We start from the raw sequence: 17,701 nt of genomic DNA, 5'->3' as shown, positions 1-17,701 counted from the left end.
ATCGTCACCGGTCCGTCGTCACCCGCCAGGTGAACAGGCTCTCCGCGACGTAGTTGACGAGCACCGACGTCCCGATCGCGATGGGCATCGTCACCACCGGCCAGACGTCGATCCCGGCCAGGTGGATCGCGACGTCGAGGTCCGTGAGCGTCCAGACGACCACGAACTGGACGGCGAGCCCGCCCGACCGGACGACGTTCGAGCGGACGAGCCGCCGGAGCTTGGCGCGGCGTCCCGCGGCGCCGTGGGCCTCGAACGTCCAGGCGTCGTTGATCAGAAACATCACGATGATCGCACACTCCGTGCCGACGACCTTCGCCCACTGCGGCTCGAGGACGGCCCCCAGCGTGAGGGCGGTGCTGATCGGCAGGTCGACGAGCGCGCCGAGCGCGCCCACGGAGAGGAACCTGCCGAACCGCGCGCCGCGTGCCAGCTCGCCGAGCGCGTCCCGGAGCGTCCTCATGGGGTCTCGTCCCTCATTCGATCAGGGTCTCCCAGTCCACACGTTCCAGTTTCACGCGCTCCCGTTTCACGCCCGCCTCGTCGACGGTCACGTCGGATCACGTCCGGGGCTCTCGTGTAGCCGTTCCGGAAGCGACGGTCCCGGATCGGAGGCGATCATCCGGTGGAGACGGCTTCCGGCGGCGATCCGCTCGCGATGTCTCGCCGTCAGGAGCCCCCGGAACATGCCGAGCGTGTCGCGGACCGGATCGACGGTCGATCCCGGCCTGTCCTCCCAGCGGATCGGCACCTCGAGCACGCGTGCGCCGTGTGCGCCGGCGAGCGCGACGAGTTCGATGTCCCAGGCGAACCCCGACTCGTAGACGTCGCCGCGCAGCCGACGCCAGGCGTCCGCGGTGATGGCCTTCGCGCCGCACTGGTAGTCGTAAAGCGGCGTCTCGAGCAGGCGCCGGGCCAGCCACGCGAACGCGTCGCCGAGCGCGCGCCGGAACACGGTCTGGTGGGATCCGACCGCGGAGTCCGGATGCCGCCGCGAGCCGACGGCCAGGTCCGCGGTTCCGTCCCGGACGGGCTCGATCACCCGCACGGCGGAGTCGACGGGCGTCGCCCCGTCGGCGTCGAGGAACGCGAGGACGTCCGTCGAGAGCGCCTCGAACCCGGCGGTGATGGCGGCCCCCTTCCCGCGTCGGCGCTCAGAGACGGAGACGACCGTCGCCGCCTCCGCTCCGTCGGTCGCATCGCGGAGCCGGTTTGTGACGCCGTGTTCGGGATCGTCGAGCTCGACCCGGATCGTCTCGGGGGAGAGGCCGCCGTCGATCGCCGCCACGTACGCCGACAGCCGGTCGACGTCCGGTCGAAAGGCGGGTATCACGACCCCGAGACTGCCGTCCATACCCATCGATACCGGGTCACCGATAGAAAAGCCGTGCGGCTCGCGGTCGCGTCGGTGGCTCGGCCCGAGCGGTTCGGGATCCGGGCGTGCGCCCCCGCGCTCTCGACCCGAAGACGTTTCAGCGTTCGCGCCGCTTCCGGTCCACATGGAGTACCTCCTCGTCGTCCGGTGGCTCCTCGCGTTCGCCGTCCTGGGGGGGATCGCGTATCCGCTCACGGCGCGGATCTTCCGGGGCTTTCCGGCCGGCGGGATCGGATTTTCGCCGGTCGTCGCGCTTGCCGTTTCGACGACGGTCGCGCTCTGGGTCGGCCGAGTGGCATACGGCGACTGGACCGCGTGGCTCGGCGTCGGCGCCCTCCTCCTCGTCTCGGCCGCCGCGCTTCCCGTCGGCGTCGACCGGAAGGCGCTCGTCGATCGTCGGATCGACGTCGGCGACCTTCGCGGGGTCGTCGACCTCGAGTGGATCACGGAGCGGACGACGGACCCGTCCGCGGCGACGTCATCGGCGGTCGTCTTCCTCGCGGCGTTCCTGTTCGTGGTCGCGATACGGGCCGCCGACCCGGCCGTCGTGCCCGTCGGCGGCGAGAAGTTCCTCGACTACGGGCTCCTCCGGTCGATCCTTCGCGCGGAGACGCTTCCGCCGACGGACGTCTGGTTCGCGGGCGAGCCGCTCACCTACTACTACGGCGGCCATCTCGCGGTCGCGCTCGTCGCCACCCTCACGGGCACGCCGCCCGCGTACGCGTACAACCTCGGTTTGGCGGGTGCCTACGCCTGTCTCGTCGCTGGCGCCTTCGATCTCGCCCGCGCGATCGCGGCGGATCGCGGACTCGCCGAACGCGGCGCCGCCCGTGCCGGCGCCCTCGCGGCCGTCCTCGTCGGGCTCGCGAGCAACCTCGTTCCGGCCATCGGGATCGCCTTGCGGACCCTTCCCGATCCGGCCGCTCGAACGCTCGCCGGCCTCGTCACGACCGGGGGGCCGGAGGCGGCAGAAACCCTGCTCGCCGATACAGCGCGGTTCCACTACTGGACGGCGAGCCGGGTGATCGACGGGACGATAAACGAGTTCCCGCTCTTCGCGTTCCTCAACGGCGACCTCCACGCACACATGCTCGGGGCGCCCTTCCTCCTGTTCGGGACGGCGGTCGCCTACGCCTACTGGCGAACGCCCCAGTCGTCGATCGCGCGGCGACGCGGCCTCCTCGTCGGCGTCGTGGTCCCGTTCCTCGGGACCCTCGCCGTGATCCACACCTGGGACCTCCCGACGCTGCTCGGGGTCTGCTGGCTCGCGCTCGCGTTCGCGCCGGCCTCGCCGGTGACGCTTCTTCCGGGAGGCGATCGTCTCCGCTCCGTGCTCCGCTCGCGTCTCGATTCGGGGCCGCTTCGCACCGAGATCGAACGTACGAGCGGCGCGCTCGCGGTCACGGTCGTCCTCGGCGCCCTCGGGTTCGTCCTCGCGGCGCCGTTTCTCCTGTCCGCCGGCGGCCAGCAGACGCCCGCCCTCGTGGATCCGGCCGATCGCTCCGCGCTCGGCGCGCTCGTTCGCGTCCACGGCGTCTTCCTCGCGGGGTTCCTCCTCTACCTGCTGGGGCGGTTCCCCTCCGGTCGGCTCCCCCTCGTCGGCGGGGTTCTCGCGCTCGCGGTGGCCGGCGTCCTCGTCGGAGTCCCCGCGGTCGCGCTCGTGGGACCGATCCTGGTGCTCGGCTGGGTCGCCTCGCGGACCGGTCGGGACGTGGGCTTCGAGACGACCCTGGTGCTCGCGGGTGCAGGGCTCGTCGGACTCGTCGAGTTCGTCCACCTCTCCGAGCTGGCCGGTCCGGGGAGGCTCAACACCGTCTTCAAGATCTACTTCAACGTGTGGGTCCTCTGGGGAGTCGCGCTCGGGGTGGTCCTCGCCCTCGCGTACGCGAGAGGATTCTCGGTGCCGGCCACCCGGTCGAAATCGGTCGCGCTCCTCGGCGGGGTCCGCGCCCGTCTGCCCGACCAACGCGCGGCGTCGCGCGTCGTCGTGGTGGTGCTCGTCGTGTCCGTCCTCCCGTACGCCGCGTTCGCGCTCGGCGGGCACTTCGCGGCCAACGACGCCGGTACCCTCGATGCGACCGCCCACCTCGAGGAGAACCGATCGGCCGAGGCGGCCGGGATCCGGTGGCTTGACGCGCACGCGACCCGCGAGGACGTCCTGCTCGCCGCGCCGGGGGCGACCCGGTCCCCGGAGGGGCTCGCGGAGCATCCCGGCGAACCGGGGCCCTACACCTGGGAGGCGAACCCGGCCTCCTCGTTCACCGGCATCCCGACGGTCGCGGGATGGGACCACCAGGTCGGCTATCGCGGGACCGAGGCCTACTACGGCCGCGTCGCGGACGTCGACCGCGCCTACGCCGGATCCGACGCCGAGCGCGTGGCCGTCCTCCGCGAGTACGACGTCCGGTACGTCTGGGTCGGACCGGGCGAGCGTGCCCGCTACGGCGAGGACGTTTCGATCGGCGATCTCCGGGGCGTCGAGATCGCCTTCGAGACCGACGGCGTCCGAATCTATCGCGTCGATCACGACCGACTGGCGGCGTGACCGCGGGGGCGACCGATTCCGTTCGGCTCGCGAGGGTCCGACCTGTCTGTCGCTCGTGCGAGTTCGAGCCGCCGATCGGCTCGCGGGAGTTCGAACGGTTCAACTCGGGGGGGGCCGATGGGCCGGTATGGGAACGCCGCTCGAGAGCAGGGAGGACCAGGTCGCCGAGGTTCTCGATCGACTGTCGGAGGAGTATCCGGACTCGAGCATCTCGTTGCGCTACTCGAACCGCCTCGAGCTGCTCATCGCCGTGATCCTCTCCGCACAGTGTACGGACGAGCGGGTCAACGCCGTCTGTGCGGACCTCTTCGAGAAGTACGAGGACGCCGCCGACTACGCCGAGGCCGACCAGGAGGAGCTGGCCGAGGACATCTCCTCCATCACCTACTACAACAACAAGGCCAGCTACATCCGGTCCGCGTGCCGGGACATCATCGAGGAGCACGACGGTGAGGTCCCCGACACGATGTCGGAGCTCACGGAGCTGGCCGGCGTCGGGCGCAAGACCGCGAACGTGGTGTTACAACACGGCCACGACGTCGTCGAGGGGATCGTCGTCGACACGCACGTCCAGCGGATCTCCCGGCGGCTCGGGATCACGGAGGAGGAGACGCCGGAGCGGATCGAGGAGGACCTGATGGAGATCGTTCCTCGCGGCCGGTGGCAGGCGTTCACCCACCTGTTCATCGATCACGGACGCGCCCGGTGTACCGCGCGAAACCCCGACTGCTCGGACTGCGTGCTGGAGGACGTCTGTCCGTCCTCGAAGCTCGACTCCGAGGTGGACCTCGCGAGCGGCGAGGTGTGGTCGTGATCGCGGACGTAGCGTCCCTCCATCCTTAGAGGAGATGGAGGGTCACGAGCCGGTAGAGCCCGGTGAGCCACGCGCAGATCCAGAGGATCGTGTACCCGAAGACGCCGACGCGAAGCCGCGTCCGCCAGTGTCCCATGTTCTCGTGGAGGTCGTCGAGGTCGACGTCCCGGTCGGGATCCGCATACAGGTCCGCGTCGCGTTTCGCCTCGTAGATCCTGTAGATCCCCGTCAACGCGAAGGTCAACAGCGCGTACGCCTGAATCCCGAAGAACGCGTGGATCACGGCGGCGCCCGTGAGCTGATCGAACAGCCGCGGGATCATCCAGGTCACCATCGGCACCGTGGTCAACACGAGTCCGGTCACGACGAACCGCAGGTGGTAGACGAGGAGGTCCCAGGTGACGACGTCCGCGTCGATCATCACCCACGCCCCGTAGAGGAAAAACGGGAGGCTCGCGGTCACACAGACCGCGACCGCGATCGCCACGTACGCGGACTCGACCATGGTCGGACGTTCGCCGCGCACACCGCTAAAGGGTCCCGATCGCCCGTTCCGTTCCCACGATCCGGGAACGCCGGCGGTTTCGGGCCCGATCGGATGTCGACGGGACGAAAGTCTAACACCCGCGGCGGTACTACTCCCGACAATGACCGATTCCGCCGGCACGTCCGAGGACGGTCGGTCCCCCGCTTCCGCCTCCGCTGACGGTCGATCCGCGTCCGACGATCGATCCGGGGATCGAGAACCTTCGACGGCGTCCGGGGCGTCATCCGAGCCCTCCGGGGAGTCGTCCCGAACGTCCACCGAACCAGGGCCGTCCGACTCCGAGGACGGAGACGACCCCGATCTCGAGGCTCTGAGACGGGAGGTCGACGAGAAGTACGACTTCGATGAGTTCGGTCCCGCCGACATGGCACGGATGAACGCCGAGGAGTGGGACGCCGCCTTCGATCCCGATACGTGGATCACCGGCGAGCGCCTCCTCGAGCGCCTGGAGGCCGAGATCAAGGATCGGATCGCGAAACGCGAGATCTTCGGAACGGTGGAGCGCGTGACGGACGCGGGCGCGGACGAGGACGGTGACGGAGAGGGGGACGAGGATGGCGACGACGAGCGGATCGTCGTCTACTCCGACGAGGGGTACGCGGTCGTTCGTTCCAACGGCGACGTTCGCGGACAGGGAACGGTCCTCCGCGACGTGGAGCCGCTCGTCGCGCTCTGCTCGATGGAGTCCTTCGAGGTCGCGGAGCCACCGTCGAACTGGTCGCTTCCGAATCCCGAGGACGTCTCCGGCGGGTCGAGCGAGCTCGGCAACCAGATGATGCAGGTCGTCGCGGGCGTCCAGCTCGTCGCCGCCGTCCTGCTCTTCGGCGCGTGGCTGCTCTCGGATCTGGACACGCTCGTTGCGCCCGCGATGGGACTCGTCTTCCTGTTCGGGGCGCTGTTTCTGTTCTCGACGGTCGCGAACGCCCGGCTCTCCGACCGGTTTCGGTCGGCGGAGTACCGCGACCGGCTCCGGGCGCTCGAGGAGGCGAAACGACGCCCGGGCCTCCCCGAGATCGTCTCCGAAAACGAGCAGTCCGGGTCGTCGAATGCGGATCGATCGGACGCCGAGTGAGGGCCGGCCGGCCGACGAGCGCGAAACGTTCGGACGTCGAATATCGGTCGTTCGGCTGCCGAGTTCGACCCCGCCGATCGGGGCCGATGAACCGTCTCGCTCGCGATCTCGTGGGGACTCGATCGCTCCCGTCGATCGACTATAGTCGGTGGGTTTAAGCGCGCGCCGATCTGACTTCGATCCGTATGAAACGGCGGGAGTTTATGCGCACGGCCGGCGGCTCGGCGGCCGCGGCCACGGCCGCAACCGCGGCGACCGGCTCGGCCGCCGCCCAGGAGGACGGCGGGGGAGGGGGCGCCGAGGTACGGCCCGTGTGGCCCTCGGCGGTCGAGAGCGGGAACCTCGGTACCTACCTCGACGCTCGCGGCCAGGACGAGGTGACGATCTCGGTGGGGGCCGGCGACGGCTTGGCGTTCGGCCCGACGAAGGTGTGGGTCGACCCCGGAACGACCGTGATCTGGGAGTGGACGGGCAACGGCGGCGACCACAACGTACACGCCGTCGAGGGTCCCGCGTCGTTCGAGAGCCAGATCACGGGCGAGGGTGGATTCACCTTCGAGTACGAGACGTCCGAGGAGGACGCCGGCATCACCCACTACCAGTGTGACCCCCACGCTCAGGTCGGCATGCACGCCGGCCTGGCCGTCGGCGAGGACATCGAAACCGAGGAGGTCGGCGGCGCCAACACCGGGTGGCCCGAGAGCGTCCACGACATCGGCGTTCCGCTGCACGCCCACTGGGTCGGACTCGTTTCCGGCGTCGCGATCACGTTGACCCTCGCGTTCACGTTCTACGTGCTCAAATACGGCGAGTCCGCACACTCCGGACATGGAGGGGGCCGATGAGCTCGAACGGGTCCTCCTACGGCGACATCCACCGGTACGAGCCGGCACGCGAGAGCACCGCCGCCGCGATCGCGATCGTCCTCTTGACGATCATCGAAGTCGTCTTCGTGTTCCTGTTCGTCTACGGTCTCATGTTCGGATGGGCGACCACCGAGTTCGGCAACATGTTCCTCGGCGGGCTGCTCGCGTTGGTCTTCATCGACCTCGCGTTCGTCCTCGCGTTGTACCGCAAGGAGTTCCTCCCCGACGTGATGGTCGTCAAGAAGCGACGTCGCAAGTGGGAGGACCTCTACGTCCGCGAGGAGGACGTCGAGGGCGAGTCGCTCGCGGACCCGGAGGACGCATGGGAGACGGTCAAACGCGCGGTCTACCCCTACTACAAGCGGTAACGAACGACCAATGAGCCTCGAAAAAAAGGACGAATTCGACCACGACGCCTGGCTCGAACGCAAGGACCTCACGGTCATCGAGTCGACGTTCCTGACGGCGCTTATCTGGATGGACAAGCGGCTTCGGATCGTCGATTATCTGGAGCTGCTCGAGACGCTTTATTACCGCGTCAACCTCCAGATGCCGAAGAGCCACACCGAACAGTACGATCTGGACAACAAGTTCTGGTACTGGTATCCCCTGTACTCGCTTGGGTCCCTCTCGATAATCGCCTACCTCGTCGCCGCGGTCTCCGGCGCGTTGTTGGGGTTCTACTACTCGCCGTCGACGGCGGGTGCGGCCGCGACCGGCGACCCGACCGCCGCGTGGCTGTCGATCGACGCGATCATGAAGGACCTGCAGTTCGGGCTCATGCTCCGGTCGATCCACCGCTGGGCCGCCCAGTTCATGGTCGCCGCGGTCTTCCTCCACATGCTCCGGGTCTACTTCACCGGCGCCTACAAGGAGCCGCGCGAGGTCAACTGGGTCCTCGGCGTCGTCCTCATCATGTTGACCCTGCTGTTCGGGTATACCGGCTACCTGCTCCCCTGGAAGCAGCTGTCCTTCTGGGCCGGCCAGATCGGCGTCGAGATGGCGCTTGCGACGCCCATCATCGGCGAGTGGGCCGCACAGCTACTGTTCGGCGGGTTCACCCTCGGACAGGCAACGCTCGTTCGGATGTACATCCTGCACGTCTTCCTGTTGCCGTTCATCGTGACCGCGCTCATCGCGCTTCACGTCGGCATCGTCTGGGTGCAGGGCATCGCGGAACCGCACTGAACCAATGACCGAAGACACCTCATCGACCGACCGAGACGACCGCGACGACCGCGACGACCGCGACGATCGCGGACCGGCGATGGCTGACGGCGGCGCCACGGAGGGCGGCGAGCCTCGAACGGACGGCGGTCCGCCGGCGACCGTCCCGCCGGACGACGAAACGCCGACCTGGAGCGAGCGCAAGGAGCGCAGCCAGGGACTCTCGCGGCTCACCTACGAGTACTTCGAGCGCTCGCGCCGCGAGGACCAGGACCTCAGACAGGAGTCGACCTACGTCGAACGCGACGTGCTCGGCTTTCCGGCCTGGCCCCACGAGACGATCCGGAACCTGGCGATCACGAGCTTCTTCGTCGGGATCATCATCCTCGTCTCCGCGACGATGCCGGCCCACTTCGGGGAGCCCGCCAACCCGAGTTCGACGCCGTCGATCATCCTGCCCGACTGGTACCTCTACTGGTCGTTCGGGCTGTTGAAGCTCAACCCGATCAACCCCGAGCTGTCGGTGCTGGGCGGCCGCAAGGTGATGTCCCACGAGTTCTTCGGCATCGTCGCCCACGGGATCATCATCGGCGTCGTCGCGCTCGTTCCCTTCCTCAACAAGGGGAACGCTCGCCGCCCCGTCGAGCAGCCGTTCTGGTCGGCCGTCGGCGTCACCGGCGCCGTGTTGTCGGTGACGCTCGCCGCGCTCGCGATCCAGAACTTCTTCCCCGTCGAGCTCGAGCTCCTGTTCACGCTCTGTTTCGTCCTGCCGGCGCTCTCGGGCGTGATCACCTACGCGGTGCTCAAGACGATGCGGGAGGGGTACATGTACGACCTCAACAAGCGGTACTACCGGCTTCGACCGCCGAAGTGACGGCCTCCGGGTTCGAACCCCGATCCGTCGCCTCGCCTTGCCTCGATCCGTCCGTCGACTCGAGATCCGATCCGCCTCGACCCGATCCGCCTCGATTCACCCCGTTTCCCGTATCCGAACCACATGGTCACCGATCGTTCCGCCGACGACGATCCACGAGACGACGAGGAGCCCGTCCGCGGGACGGACGCGACGGGCGATCCGGTCCCGAAATCCGAACGCTCCGAGCCCGATCTCGAACCCACCGGCCCCAACGTGGGACCGGGCGGGAGGGAGATCGTCGTCCCGCTGCGGCTCTACAAGACGATCACCGTCTTTTCGACGCTCATCGCGGTCGTCACCTTCGTGTTCGGCTTCGTGTTGATCGACGCGGCGACGCTGCAGGTGAGCCTCCTGCGTTCGGCGATCGCCGGGGTGCTCGGTGCCGTCGGCCTCTCCCTCTCCGAGGGCGTTCTCACCGCCGTGCTCGCGCTCTCGGGCGTGTGCTCCATCCTCCTCGGCTCCGCCATCTACGTGCTCGGCACGCGGTTTCGCGCCCAGGGAATGGGAAAGCCTCAAGAGGACTCCGACGAAGATTAGATCGATGGCCGACGAGTTCATGAAGGGTCTGTCCCTGTCGATGGTCGGAGCCCTCGGGTGGTTCATCTTCGCCGGGTGGTACCGCACACCGGAGTACTACGCCATCCAGCAGCTGACCGTCCAGGCGCCCGAACCGAACAACGTCTATCAGGCGATCGGGATCTTCGCCAGCGACGCGTTCCTGTGGCTCATGATCCTCGGGCCGGTGACCTACTGGATCCTGATCCCGATCTTCCGGGAGCTCCGCCGCAGCATGACCGAAGAAGCCTCGAGCTGAACGCGTTCTCCGGTCCGAATCGCCCGAAACGTAGCACGTTCGTTCTTCCCTTTCCCCTTTCCGTCCGTTCTCCGCTACGGCCAACAGCCACAGCCGCGTGCTCGCGGCCCATCGCTCGTCTCGGTTCCATCTCTCCGGCTCGGTTTCGTCCCGCGACGCGTTCGTCGATCGGTCCGTGATGGGGACGTCGCGCCCGCAGTCCGTCCCGGGAGGGTCGCGGGGGCGTCCGCCTCTCGGTGCGTGGCGTCGACGTCGACGGACGGGCTCGCTGGCGACACCGGCCACGGCGGTTCGCCGGTGTGTTCGACCTCGATCCGAGGACACAGAGAATGTGAGGACGGGACGTGAGGACGGACGGGACGTGAGAACGGACGGGACACGATACGGAATCGTCGCCACGGACTCGGCCCCACGAAAAGAAGATCGAAACGGGGCGCCCGCGAACGCCCGCCCCGGTGGCCCCTACGCGAACAGGCCCGACCAGAACGTCGCGTTGAGCGCGTGCAGCACGTAGTAGATCGCGTAGATCAACACGAGCGAGGAGGCCGCGATCGTGCTCTTCGGCTTTTCGATCTCCATCTCGTTTCGCGCCTCGACGTTTCGCGCCTCGTGCTCGAAGAGGTCCGCCACGAGGATGGTCACGGCGATCACGGAGATGATCGCGCCGCCGGTGGGGTTGATGAGCGTGAACAGGAAGCTGACGAGCACCAGTCCGAAGTTGGTGAACACGTGCGGGAGATACTGGTCCACGCTGTCCGAGTCCGCGGCTTGCTCGACGTGTTTCGTGTGCGCGCGGTGGCGCGTCGCGACGTTCGCCACCGCCAGCGTCAGGATGGCGAACGGGATCGCCGGGCCGACGACCGACAGCCAGCCGAGCGGGACGAGGAACTGCAGTGGGTCCATATTGGTACCTGGGACTACGACTCTTTAGAGTTTTTCCAATCCCGCCTCGGAGTCCGCGGGAGCGGGTACCACGATCCGGACTTGGTCGTCGACGACGATCGAGACGGGCTCGTCGGTTTCGACCCTGCGACGCTCCTCGTCGTCGATCACGAGCGAGACCGGCTCCTCGTCGCGTTCCACGGAGAGCGTCACCGGACTCCGGAGCACCCACGTGTCGGTTCGCGTCGAGAACGGCGCGATCGGAACGACGACCAGCCCGGTGCCGGGCGACGACACCGGCCCGCCGGCGCGCCGTGCGTAGCCCGTGCTCCCGATCGGCGTCGCCACCGTGACGGCGTCCGCCCGGAACGTCCCGTGGTCCTCGCCGTCACTTCGAACCCCGTATTCGGAGATCCGCGCCGGCTCGCTCGTCACGAGGGTGACGTCGAACAGCGCGCTGTCGACGGGCTCTCCGTCCACGGACACCGCGAGGAGCGGGTGTTCGACGGTCGAGAGTCCGGCGTGCCCCTCACCGTCGGCGATCCGATCGAGGGCGTCCGCGATCCCCTCGATGTCGACCGCGTATCGCGATCCTCCGTCCGGGAATCCGACCGACTGCGGGTCGTGTTGGCCGTCGGACGGGTCCTCGTCGAGTTCGACGGCGACGATCGGCGCTTCGGGCGCCTTGCGGGCCGCCTCCACGAGCCCGCGTTCGCCGACCGCGAGCACGACGTCCGCTCGCTCCGGGTCGACGCGCTCTATCGCGATCGCCGCGGGCGCGTCCCCACGAGACGCGCCCGCCTCGGAGGCGATCGCCTCGAGATCGACGGCCGCGACGGCGCGGTCCCCGCCGACGATCGCCACCCGCGTTCGCGATCCTGCCATGGGCGTTCTGGTGCGGGCTGGCTCAAAAACCTCCCGACACGACGAGGAAGCGTACCGCGATCGTCGGGCGACCGCGGACCTGCGCGGTAGTGATCGAACGGTCGGGTGAGCGTTCGCACGGTCGGCGGGGTGATCGCACAGTCGAGCGATGGTGATCGCCTTTATGCTCCGCGACGACGCGTGACACAACGACGATGCGCTACTACGAGGACATCGACGTCGGCTCGAAACAGGACCTCGGCAGCTACACGGTCCCGAAAGCCGAGATGACGGACTTTGCGGAACGGTACGATCCACAGCCGATCCACCTCGACGAGGAGCTGGCTGCGGAGACGATCCACGGCGGACTGATCGCAAGCGGCTGGTACACGGCGAGCGTCTGTATGCGACTCCTCGTCGACGGCTTCCTCGAGGACAGCTCCGCGGTCGGCGCCTTCGGCGTCGACGAGCTTCGGTGGCGGACGCCGGTCCGCGCCGGCGATACGATCGACGCCGAACACCGGATCCTCGATGCGACGGAGTCGACGACCCGTGACGACCGCGGATACATCGAGGGCGAGTTGACGGCGCACAACCAGGACGGCGAGGAGGTCATCGAGTGGCGCGCGACGAGCATCTTCCTGCGACGTCCGTGAGTGTCCTGCGTCGCCTGAAGCACCGTTCGAGGAAACCCTACCTACCCGTGAGGAGTCGATTCAAGGCCGTCGCCCGGTGGGTCCCGTGGGCCTCTCCGATGAGACGGAACTCGCCGTCGTACTCGGGCGTCCTTACACGTCCGCAGGCGGCCACTGAGAGAGACGTGGCCGGTCGTTCTCCCACGCTATCACCTCGAGAATCGACGCCACGAGCGAGAGCCGTTGCTCGAGCACGTTCACCGGATGGTTGTCGTGGAACACGGCCGGTTTTCGGGCGACCGTCTCGTCACGATGGTCGAGTTGGAAATGACACTTCCCGAGGTCGGGATGCGTTTCGTCCTGGTGCCACCCGAACGAGTAACACCCTTCCCCGTCGATCCACTGTATCTCGTAGTGATCGTACCCGGTGTCATTCGGGAAGTCGAATTTGACGCGGAGTTCGACCGTCCCCGAGGGATGTGGATCGCCCAGTAGGTGTTCGGGAGCGATCGTCGCACGGACTTCGTGTCGGCGGATGGCACTCGGGGCGTACCGGACGTCGCGGCATCCGCCCTGGTTGCCCAGCCACCTCCGAATCTCGCCGTGAGCCGTGTGCTGGTCGAGCAAACACCGGTGGGCGAGAAAGAGGAACAGCGACGCCATCGATCACTGTGCCATTCCGGTCGGCCGGGGACCGGATTCGACATCGGTGACGCTTTCGAGATCGTCGTACAGGGAGAGCGCGTGGTCGACGAGCCGGATCGTCTCCCGGGAGCGCTCCCACCGGCGGATGACTGTATTTCGCTCGCGAACCTCGTCGCTCGAGAGATCCACGTCCGTCACCGAGTCCTCCAGTTCACTCGGGGAGTCCACGTCGTAGGTGTCTTGCCACGCTTCGATCTGTTCTCGGATCTCCGCGACCTCGCTCCGTAGTTCGTCCTTGGTGTGCTCGGCCGTGAGTTCTTCCACGCGGTCGAGATAGCGACGTCGATAGTCGGGACCGTACCGGTACCGCGTCTCGCTCCCGCTGTCGTCCTCGATGCGTTTGATCCGTCCGTACTCGACGAGTCGCTCGAGTTCGTCCTTCGTGGTGTCCCACGACGCGACGTCGGCTTCGTTTTTGATCCAATTGACCGACCGGGACCGAGTAAGCGAGAGCGCGATCTTTCGGACGCGTTCTCTAGTCCCGATCCCCTCTGTCCACGAGTCCATGATGTGTCCCGTGGTGAAATACGAGATGGGTTCTATTATAATTTGGGCTAGACCAGAATATAATGGATCATTTATATGTAGCCGGGCCTTGTTTCCGGGCATCCAAGGCGGTCCGCGGACGTTTCGTCCGGGGACGTTCCCGGCTCACAGAGGAACAAGGAGGAAGCCCACGGCTGAAGCCGTGGGAGGTATCCGACGTCGTCAGTACGTGTAGGCGTAGACGTGGTTCAAAAGGAGGTAGGTCACCACCCCGAGCACGAGCGAGAGGAGCCATGACCCTGCCGCGATCCGACCGACTCGAGCGTGTGGCGTCTCGGTCCGCAGCTCCCGTTCGGTGTGGGTGAGCCCGAGGACGATCGCGTAGATGACGATGGGGACCGCCAGTATCGAGAGGATGATGTGGATCGCCAGCATCGCGAGGTAGACGATCGTGACGAGTTCGGGCCCGTCGAAGCGCTTCGTTCCGCCGCCGGCCACGCGGGGGACGTAGATCCCGAGGAAGGAGACGATCAACACGAACGAGGCGACCATCGCCCTGCGGTGTCCCTCGACGTCCCCGTTTCGGATCCGGTACCAGCCGACCGACAGCGTCACGATCGTGATCGAGTTGACGACGGCGATCGCGTGGGTGAGGAGGTCGATCGTCGACCGCGAGAGGTCCGGGAACAGCGACTCGACGGCGGGGACGAGAAAGACCCCGAGAACCACGGCGTACCCGACGACCGAACACAGCGCGGTGAGGGCCTTCGGGTGCTCCTTCGCTCGACGCCGGAGGCTGAGCGGGACTGCCATGTCGATCGATCGACGCGGCGCGGTAATGCGTCTTTGGGTCGCGGATCGGGATTCGATCGGTCCCTCGGACACCTCGGACGATCCCGGTCGCTTTGACACCTCAGATTATCCCGGTCGCCGTGGCCACCTCGATCGCGGCCTCCTCCGTGACGCCGCCCGAGAGGATCGTGTACCGGTCCCGGATCTCGTGGGCGGTGGTCACCGCCTCGATGAACTCCGCGTCAGTCACCCCCAGTTCCTCCGCGGTCGTCGGGGCGTCGATGCTCGCGAGCGCGTCGCGGATCGAGCGCCACTCGCCCTCCTCGCCGCCGTGGAGGTACTCCGTGAGTATCGACGCCACGCCGGCCTGGTGGCCGTGGAGCGCCTTCCCGGGCGCGACGCGGTCGAGCTGGTGGGAGATGAGGTGTTCGGCGCCCGAGGCCGGACGCGAGGAGCCGGCGATGGACATGGCGACGCCCGAGGAGACGAGCGCCTTCGCGACGATCCACGACGACTCCTCGAGGCCCGGCTTGATCGAGTCGGCGTTGGCGACGAGCAGCTCCGCCGTCATCTCCGAGAGCGCGCCGGCGTACTCGGAGTACTCGACGTTGCGGAGCCGCCGTGCGAGCCGCCAGTCCTTGACGGCGGTGTAGTTCGAGATGATGTCCGCACAGCCCGCGGTCGTGAGCTCCCAGGGCGCGTCCGCGAGCAGCTCCGTGTCCGCGATCACCGCGAGCGGCGGGTCGGCGGCCACGGAGTGGCGAGTGTCGCCCTCGGGGATCGACGAGCGTCCGGAGACGATACCGTCGTGGGAGGCCGCCGTCGGCACCGAGACGAAGCCGATGCCGAGGTGCTCCGCGGCCATCTTGGCCGTGTCGATCGGCTTGCCGCCGCCGAGGGCGAGCAGGAACGTCGGGTCGACCTCCTCCGCCACCTCGATCACGTTCTCGACCGCCTCGAAGGAGGCCTCCTCGACCACGGTCGTCGCCGGGTCGTCGAACTGCGCGCGAACGCGGTCGCCGGCCAACTCGTTCGGCGTGGGGCTCGTCACCACGAGCGGCCGCCCGGGGAGATACAGGTCGTCGACGGCGGCCCCCAGATCCTCGAGGACTCCGTGGCCGAGCAGCACGCTCCGGGGCAGCTTGATCCACGTCGACTTCTCGAACATGGACGGACCTCACCGGCGAGACAAAAAGGTGTTACCGCTTCGATGCGGCGTGTCTCCGACGGTTCATCCGACGACGCCGGCGAAAAACGACCCCGCGTCATAGAGGAAGTAGACGCCGAACCCGGCCAAGACGGCCGCGGAGCCGACCGCGACGATCGGCGCCAGCCGCTCGATCCGGCGCTCGGCGAACACGATCGACGCCGGAAAGCCCGTGATCCACGCGCCGATCCCCGCGAAGAAGCCGACGACGAGCGCGGGCGATCCGGTCGCAACGACGAACGTGCCGGACAGGTCCCCGCCGACGACCGGGACCCACGAGAGGACGTCGAGGGTTCCCGGCCGGAGCAGTCCGACGCCGACGGTGAGCCAAAAGAGGACCTGGTAGGGGTTGCTCAACGCGAGCACGAACGCCTTCCGGAACCCCTTGCCGCCCGTCCGCTCCGCGATCGCTCCCTCGCCGGCGTCGTTGCCGTCGGTCTCGCCCCCGCTCTCGGAGGAGTTGCTTCCGGGGCGACTGCCGCCGGGTCGAAACGACGCGCGCACGCCGTTCGCGGCCCCGTAGGCGAAATACAGCATCAAGACCCCGCCCACGCCCACCATCGTCGCCCGCAACGTCGGCAGCGACTCGACGACCGAGACGACGCCGAGGTACGCGAGGACGAAGAAGACCGCGTCGGCGCTGGCGGCCCCGAGGCCAGCCTTGAAGCCCGCGTTCCAGCCACGCCAGGCGGCTTCCTCCGCGATGATCGCGTTCATCGGTCCCGGCGGCGCGGCCAGCGCCAGCCCGAAGACCACGCCGGCGAGGAGGGTGATCGGCCCGTTCACGCTCCGTGTGAGCACGGCTGCCGTGAAAAACTCGACGATGGCGGCGTCCCGATGATCATGGATCCGCCGTGGGAACCCCTCGGTGATCGATCCGGCGTCCGCGTCGGGAACCGTGTCGACGGACCGCGAACCGTCACCCCTTATTGGTCCGCCCGCGTTCCTCCGACGATGACCGTCCCCTGCGTCGCCGTCGAGCGGGAGCGTGGCGAGGAGGTCCGCCGCCGGCTGGCCGAGGCGGGGGCGCTCGCCGGCGAGTACGAGATCGCCGTCGAGGACGGTCGGATCTACCTGCCGGTCACTGCCCGCGAGGACGTTCCGCCGTCGCTTCGTGGTTCCGTCGTCGATCGCGACCCCGATCGGCGCGAGACCCCGACCACGCCCGCGGACCTCCTGGACTTCGAGCCCTCGATCGAGCGGCTCGGCGAGGTCGTGATCCTCGACGAGGACGATCCGGAGCGCGCCGCCGGGATCGCACGCGCCGTGATGGACTCCGACGTTCCCTGCGAGACGGTCGTGAACCGGGCCTCCCCGATCGAGGGCGAGCTTCGCGTCCGTCGCTGGGACGTCCTCGCCGGCGACGGCACCGAGACGGTCCACCGCGAGTACGGCCACGAGTTCGCGCTCGACATCGCCGAGGTGTACTTCTCGCCGCGGCTCGCGACCGAGCGCCACCGCGTGGCGGAACAGGTCGAGGCGGACGAACGCGCCTTCGACATGTTCGCGGGCGTCGGCCCCTACGCGGTCCCGATGGCCGCACGCGGCGCCGAAGTGGTCGCCTGCGATCTGAACGAACGCGCGATCGCGTACCTCCGCGAGAACGCGGAGCGAAACGGCGTCGAGGACCGTATCACCCCGATCCACGGCGACGTTCGCGAGATCGCGGCCGACTGGACCGGCTGGGCCGACCGGATCGTGATGAACCTGCCTCACTCCGCTGACGAGTTCCTCGAGACTGCGGTCGCGCTCGCCGGCGACGACTGTCTGATCCACTACTACGACATCCAACACGAGGACGACCCCTTCGGCCCCGGCCGCGCGGCGATCAACGAGGCCGCCGGCGACGACTACGACGTGACCGTCGAGACCGAACACGTCGTTCGATCCTACGCGCCCCACGAGTACAACGTTTGTCTGGACGTTCGGCTGACGCGTCGGTGAGGTGTAACTGGGTGACGAGGGAGCGGTCCCACCGCCCGTGTGACGTGGTGGCCCGCGGCGTCGTATCGGG

Annotated in this window: 21 protein-coding genes; 11 read left to right on the top strand and 10 right to left on the bottom strand. The window is 68.0% G+C overall.

What is annotated here, in order from left to right:
- Window positions 1–4: 4 nt before the first annotated feature.
- Together ACFQE9_RS00155 and ACFQE9_RS00150 are read right to left on the bottom strand one after the other, a co-directional pair.
- A complete protein-coding gene (locus tag ACFQE9_RS00155) occupies window positions 5–463 on the bottom strand; it encodes a GtrA family protein (protein ID WP_379738673.1) in 459 nt (152 codons plus the stop codon).
- A gap of 87 nt (window positions 464–550) precedes the next feature.
- Window positions 551–1,354, bottom strand: a complete 804-nt coding sequence (locus ACFQE9_RS00150; RefSeq protein ID WP_379738671.1) for a glycosyltransferase — start codon at window positions 1,352–1,354, stop codon at window positions 551–553.
- A 145-nt stretch (window positions 1,355–1,499) separates the two neighbouring features.
- Between ACFQE9_RS00150 and ACFQE9_RS00145 the strand changes: the two genes are divergently transcribed.
- Window positions 1,500–3,920, top strand: a complete 2,421-nt coding sequence (locus ACFQE9_RS00145) for a DUF2298 domain-containing protein (RefSeq protein WP_379738669.1) — start codon at window positions 1,500–1,502, stop codon at window positions 3,918–3,920.
- Window positions 3,921–4,047: 127 nt separating this feature from the next.
- A complete protein-coding gene (gene nth, locus ACFQE9_RS00140; protein ID WP_379738667.1) occupies window positions 4,048–4,734 on the top strand; it encodes an endonuclease III in 687 nt (228 codons plus the stop codon).
- 25 nt (window positions 4,735–4,759) lie between these two features.
- Here nth and ACFQE9_RS00135 read toward each other — a convergent pair whose 3' ends face one another.
- Window positions 4,760–5,239: a DUF7321 family protein gene (locus tag ACFQE9_RS00135; protein WP_379738666.1), complete on the bottom strand. Its 480-nt coding sequence runs from the start codon at window positions 5,237–5,239 to the stop codon at window positions 4,760–4,762.
- A gap of 142 nt (window positions 5,240–5,381) precedes the next feature.
- On the opposite strand from ACFQE9_RS00135, the gene ACFQE9_RS00130 reads away from it, so the two are divergent.
- The 7 genes from ACFQE9_RS00130 (at window position 5,382) to ACFQE9_RS00100 (ending at window position 10,116) form a co-directional block, all read left to right on the top strand.
- Window positions 5,382–6,353, top strand: a complete 972-nt coding sequence (locus tag ACFQE9_RS00130) for a DUF7319 domain-containing protein (RefSeq protein ID WP_379738664.1) — start codon at window positions 5,382–5,384, stop codon at window positions 6,351–6,353.
- A gap of 185 nt (window positions 6,354–6,538) precedes the next feature.
- The gene (locus ACFQE9_RS00125) at window positions 6,539–7,198 is read left to right on the top strand and encodes a plastocyanin/azurin family copper-binding protein (RefSeq protein WP_379738662.1); all 660 of its coding nucleotides are present in this window, start codon (window positions 6,539–6,541) and stop codon (window positions 7,196–7,198) included.
- Window positions 7,195–7,587 carry a DUF7318 family protein gene (locus tag ACFQE9_RS00120; RefSeq protein WP_379738660.1) on the top strand — a complete coding sequence of 131 codons (393 nt, stop codon included), beginning with the start codon at window positions 7,195–7,197 and terminating at the stop codon, window positions 7,585–7,587. Before ACFQE9_RS00125 ends, ACFQE9_RS00120 begins: the two co-directional genes overlap by 4 nt.
- 10 nt (window positions 7,588–7,597) lie before the next feature.
- Window positions 7,598–8,407 carry a cytochrome b gene (locus tag ACFQE9_RS00115; RefSeq protein ID WP_379738658.1) on the top strand — a complete coding sequence of 270 codons (810 nt, stop codon included), beginning with the start codon at window positions 7,598–7,600 and terminating at the stop codon, window positions 8,405–8,407.
- Window positions 8,408–8,486: 79 nt separating this feature from the next.
- Window positions 8,487–9,260 carry a cytochrome b family protein gene (locus ACFQE9_RS00110; protein WP_379739219.1) on the top strand — a complete coding sequence of 258 codons (774 nt, stop codon included), beginning with the start codon at window positions 8,487–8,489 and terminating at the stop codon, window positions 9,258–9,260.
- 123 nt (window positions 9,261–9,383) lie between these two features.
- On the top strand, window positions 9,384–9,839 hold the full coding sequence (locus ACFQE9_RS00105) for a DUF7315 family membrane protein (RefSeq protein WP_379738656.1): 456 nt from the start codon (window positions 9,384–9,386) through the stop codon (window positions 9,837–9,839).
- 4 nt (window positions 9,840–9,843) lie between these two features.
- The gene (locus ACFQE9_RS00100) at window positions 9,844–10,116 is read left to right on the top strand and encodes a DUF7314 family protein (RefSeq protein WP_379738654.1); all 273 of its coding nucleotides are present in this window, start codon (window positions 9,844–9,846) and stop codon (window positions 10,114–10,116) included.
- Window positions 10,117–10,578: 462 nt separating this feature from the next.
- Here the strand turns inward: ACFQE9_RS00100 and ACFQE9_RS00095 are convergent, their stop codons facing one another.
- Both ACFQE9_RS00095 and ACFQE9_RS00090 read right to left on the bottom strand, forming a co-directional pair.
- The gene (locus ACFQE9_RS00095) at window positions 10,579–11,019 is read right to left on the bottom strand and encodes a DUF7313 family protein (protein ID WP_379738652.1); all 441 of its coding nucleotides are present in this window, start codon (window positions 11,017–11,019) and stop codon (window positions 10,579–10,581) included.
- Between the two features lie 24 nt (window positions 11,020–11,043).
- A complete protein-coding gene (locus ACFQE9_RS00090; protein ID WP_379738650.1) occupies window positions 11,044–11,883 on the bottom strand; it encodes an NAD(+)/NADH kinase in 840 nt (279 codons plus the stop codon).
- 194 nt (window positions 11,884–12,077) lie between these two features.
- Here ACFQE9_RS00090 and ACFQE9_RS00085 point away from each other — a divergent pair, with 194 nt between their 5' ends.
- Window positions 12,078–12,518, top strand: coding sequence for a MaoC family dehydratase (locus ACFQE9_RS00085; RefSeq protein WP_379738648.1), 441 nt, complete (start codon window positions 12,078–12,080; stop codon window positions 12,516–12,518).
- Between the two features lie 132 nt (window positions 12,519–12,650).
- Here the strand turns inward: ACFQE9_RS00085 and ACFQE9_RS00080 are convergent, their stop codons facing one another.
- The 5 genes from ACFQE9_RS00080 to ACFQE9_RS00060 form a co-directional block, all read right to left on the bottom strand.
- Complete coding sequence (locus ACFQE9_RS00080; protein ID WP_379738647.1) at window positions 12,651–13,160, bottom strand: hypothetical protein; 510 nt, start codon at window positions 13,158–13,160, stop codon at window positions 12,651–12,653.
- A 3-nt stretch (window positions 13,161–13,163) separates the two neighbouring features.
- Entirely contained in the window at window positions 13,164–13,709 is a 546-nt protein-coding gene (locus tag ACFQE9_RS00075) for a DUF7342 family protein (protein ID WP_379738645.1), read from the bottom strand.
- 201 nt (window positions 13,710–13,910) lie between these two features.
- Window positions 13,911–14,501, bottom strand: a complete 591-nt coding sequence (locus tag ACFQE9_RS00070; RefSeq protein WP_379738643.1) for a DUF420 domain-containing protein — start codon at window positions 14,499–14,501, stop codon at window positions 13,911–13,913.
- 100 nt (window positions 14,502–14,601) lie between these two features.
- Window positions 14,602–15,648, bottom strand: coding sequence for an NAD(P)-dependent glycerol-1-phosphate dehydrogenase (locus tag ACFQE9_RS00065; protein ID WP_379738641.1), 1,047 nt, complete (start codon window positions 15,646–15,648; stop codon window positions 14,602–14,604).
- Between the two features lie 63 nt (window positions 15,649–15,711).
- Window positions 15,712–16,473, bottom strand: coding sequence for a LysE family translocator (locus ACFQE9_RS00060; protein WP_379738639.1), 762 nt, complete (start codon window positions 16,471–16,473; stop codon window positions 15,712–15,714).
- 168 nt (window positions 16,474–16,641) lie between these two features.
- Here ACFQE9_RS00060 and ACFQE9_RS00055 point away from each other — a divergent pair, with 168 nt between their 5' ends.
- Window positions 16,642–17,631 (top strand): class I SAM-dependent methyltransferase, encoded by a 990-nt coding sequence (locus ACFQE9_RS00055; protein WP_379738637.1) that lies wholly within the window; start codon window positions 16,642–16,644, stop codon window positions 17,629–17,631.
- Window positions 17,632–17,701 lie beyond the last annotated feature (70 nt).

This window comes from Halopenitus salinus (assembly GCF_042662125.1).
Lineage (GTDB): Archaea > Halobacteriota > Halobacteria > Halobacteriales > Haloferacaceae > Halopenitus > Halopenitus salinus.
This window is presented reverse-complemented; position numbering and strand designations above follow the sequence as displayed.

What these genes read in the sequence shown, in the direction of transcription:
- ACFQE9_RS00125 (WP_379738662.1), top strand. Translation starts at nt 6,539, where the DNA reads ATGAAACGGCGGGAGTTTATGCGCACGGCCGGCGGCTCGGCGGCCGCG.
- ACFQE9_RS00110 (WP_379739219.1), top strand. Translation starts at nt 8,487, where the DNA reads ATGGCTGACGGCGGCGCCACGGAGGGCGGCGAGCCTCGAACGGACGGC.
- ACFQE9_RS00080 (WP_379738647.1), bottom strand. Translation starts at nt 13,160, where the DNA reads ATGGCGTCGCTGTTCCTCTTTCTCGCCCACCGGTGTTTGCTCGACCAG.
- ACFQE9_RS00075 (WP_379738645.1), bottom strand. Translation starts at nt 13,709, where the DNA reads ATGGACTCGTGGACAGAGGGGATCGGGACTAGAGAACGCGTCCGAAAG.
- ACFQE9_RS00105 (WP_379738656.1), top strand. Translation starts at nt 9,384, where the DNA reads ATGGTCACCGATCGTTCCGCCGACGACGATCCACGAGACGACGAGGAG.
- ACFQE9_RS00100 (WP_379738654.1), top strand. Translation starts at nt 9,844, where the DNA reads ATGGCCGACGAGTTCATGAAGGGTCTGTCCCTGTCGATGGTCGGAGCC.
- ACFQE9_RS00095 (WP_379738652.1), bottom strand. Translation starts at nt 11,019, where the DNA reads ATGGACCCACTGCAGTTCCTCGTCCCGCTCGGCTGGCTGTCGGTCGTC.
- ACFQE9_RS00145 (WP_379738669.1), top strand. Translation starts at nt 1,500, where the DNA reads ATGGAGTACCTCCTCGTCGTCCGGTGGCTCCTCGCGTTCGCCGTCCTG.
- ACFQE9_RS00115 (WP_379738658.1), top strand. Translation starts at nt 7,598, where the DNA reads ATGAGCCTCGAAAAAAAGGACGAATTCGACCACGACGCCTGGCTCGAA.
- ACFQE9_RS00055 (WP_379738637.1), top strand. Translation starts at nt 16,642, where the DNA reads ATGACCGTCCCCTGCGTCGCCGTCGAGCGGGAGCGTGGCGAGGAGGTC.
- ACFQE9_RS00130 (WP_379738664.1), top strand. Translation starts at nt 5,382, where the DNA reads ATGACCGATTCCGCCGGCACGTCCGAGGACGGTCGGTCCCCCGCTTCC.
- ACFQE9_RS00085 (WP_379738648.1), top strand. Translation starts at nt 12,078, where the DNA reads ATGCGCTACTACGAGGACATCGACGTCGGCTCGAAACAGGACCTCGGC.
- ACFQE9_RS00090 (WP_379738650.1), bottom strand. Translation starts at nt 11,883, where the DNA reads ATGGCAGGATCGCGAACGCGGGTGGCGATCGTCGGCGGGGACCGCGCC.
- ACFQE9_RS00155 (WP_379738673.1), bottom strand. Translation starts at nt 463, where the DNA reads ATGAGGACGCTCCGGGACGCGCTCGGCGAGCTGGCACGCGGCGCGCGG.
- ACFQE9_RS00150 (WP_379738671.1), bottom strand. Translation starts at nt 1,354, where the DNA reads ATGGACGGCAGTCTCGGGGTCGTGATACCCGCCTTTCGACCGGACGTC.
- ACFQE9_RS00135 (WP_379738666.1), bottom strand. Translation starts at nt 5,239, where the DNA reads ATGGTCGAGTCCGCGTACGTGGCGATCGCGGTCGCGGTCTGTGTGACC.
- ACFQE9_RS00120 (WP_379738660.1), top strand. Translation starts at nt 7,195, where the DNA reads ATGAGCTCGAACGGGTCCTCCTACGGCGACATCCACCGGTACGAGCCG.
- ACFQE9_RS00070 (WP_379738643.1), bottom strand. Translation starts at nt 14,501, where the DNA reads ATGGCAGTCCCGCTCAGCCTCCGGCGTCGAGCGAAGGAGCACCCGAAG.
- ACFQE9_RS00065 (WP_379738641.1), bottom strand. Translation starts at nt 15,648, where the DNA reads ATGTTCGAGAAGTCGACGTGGATCAAGCTGCCCCGGAGCGTGCTGCTC.
- nth (WP_379738667.1), top strand. Translation starts at nt 4,048, where the DNA reads ATGGGAACGCCGCTCGAGAGCAGGGAGGACCAGGTCGCCGAGGTTCTC.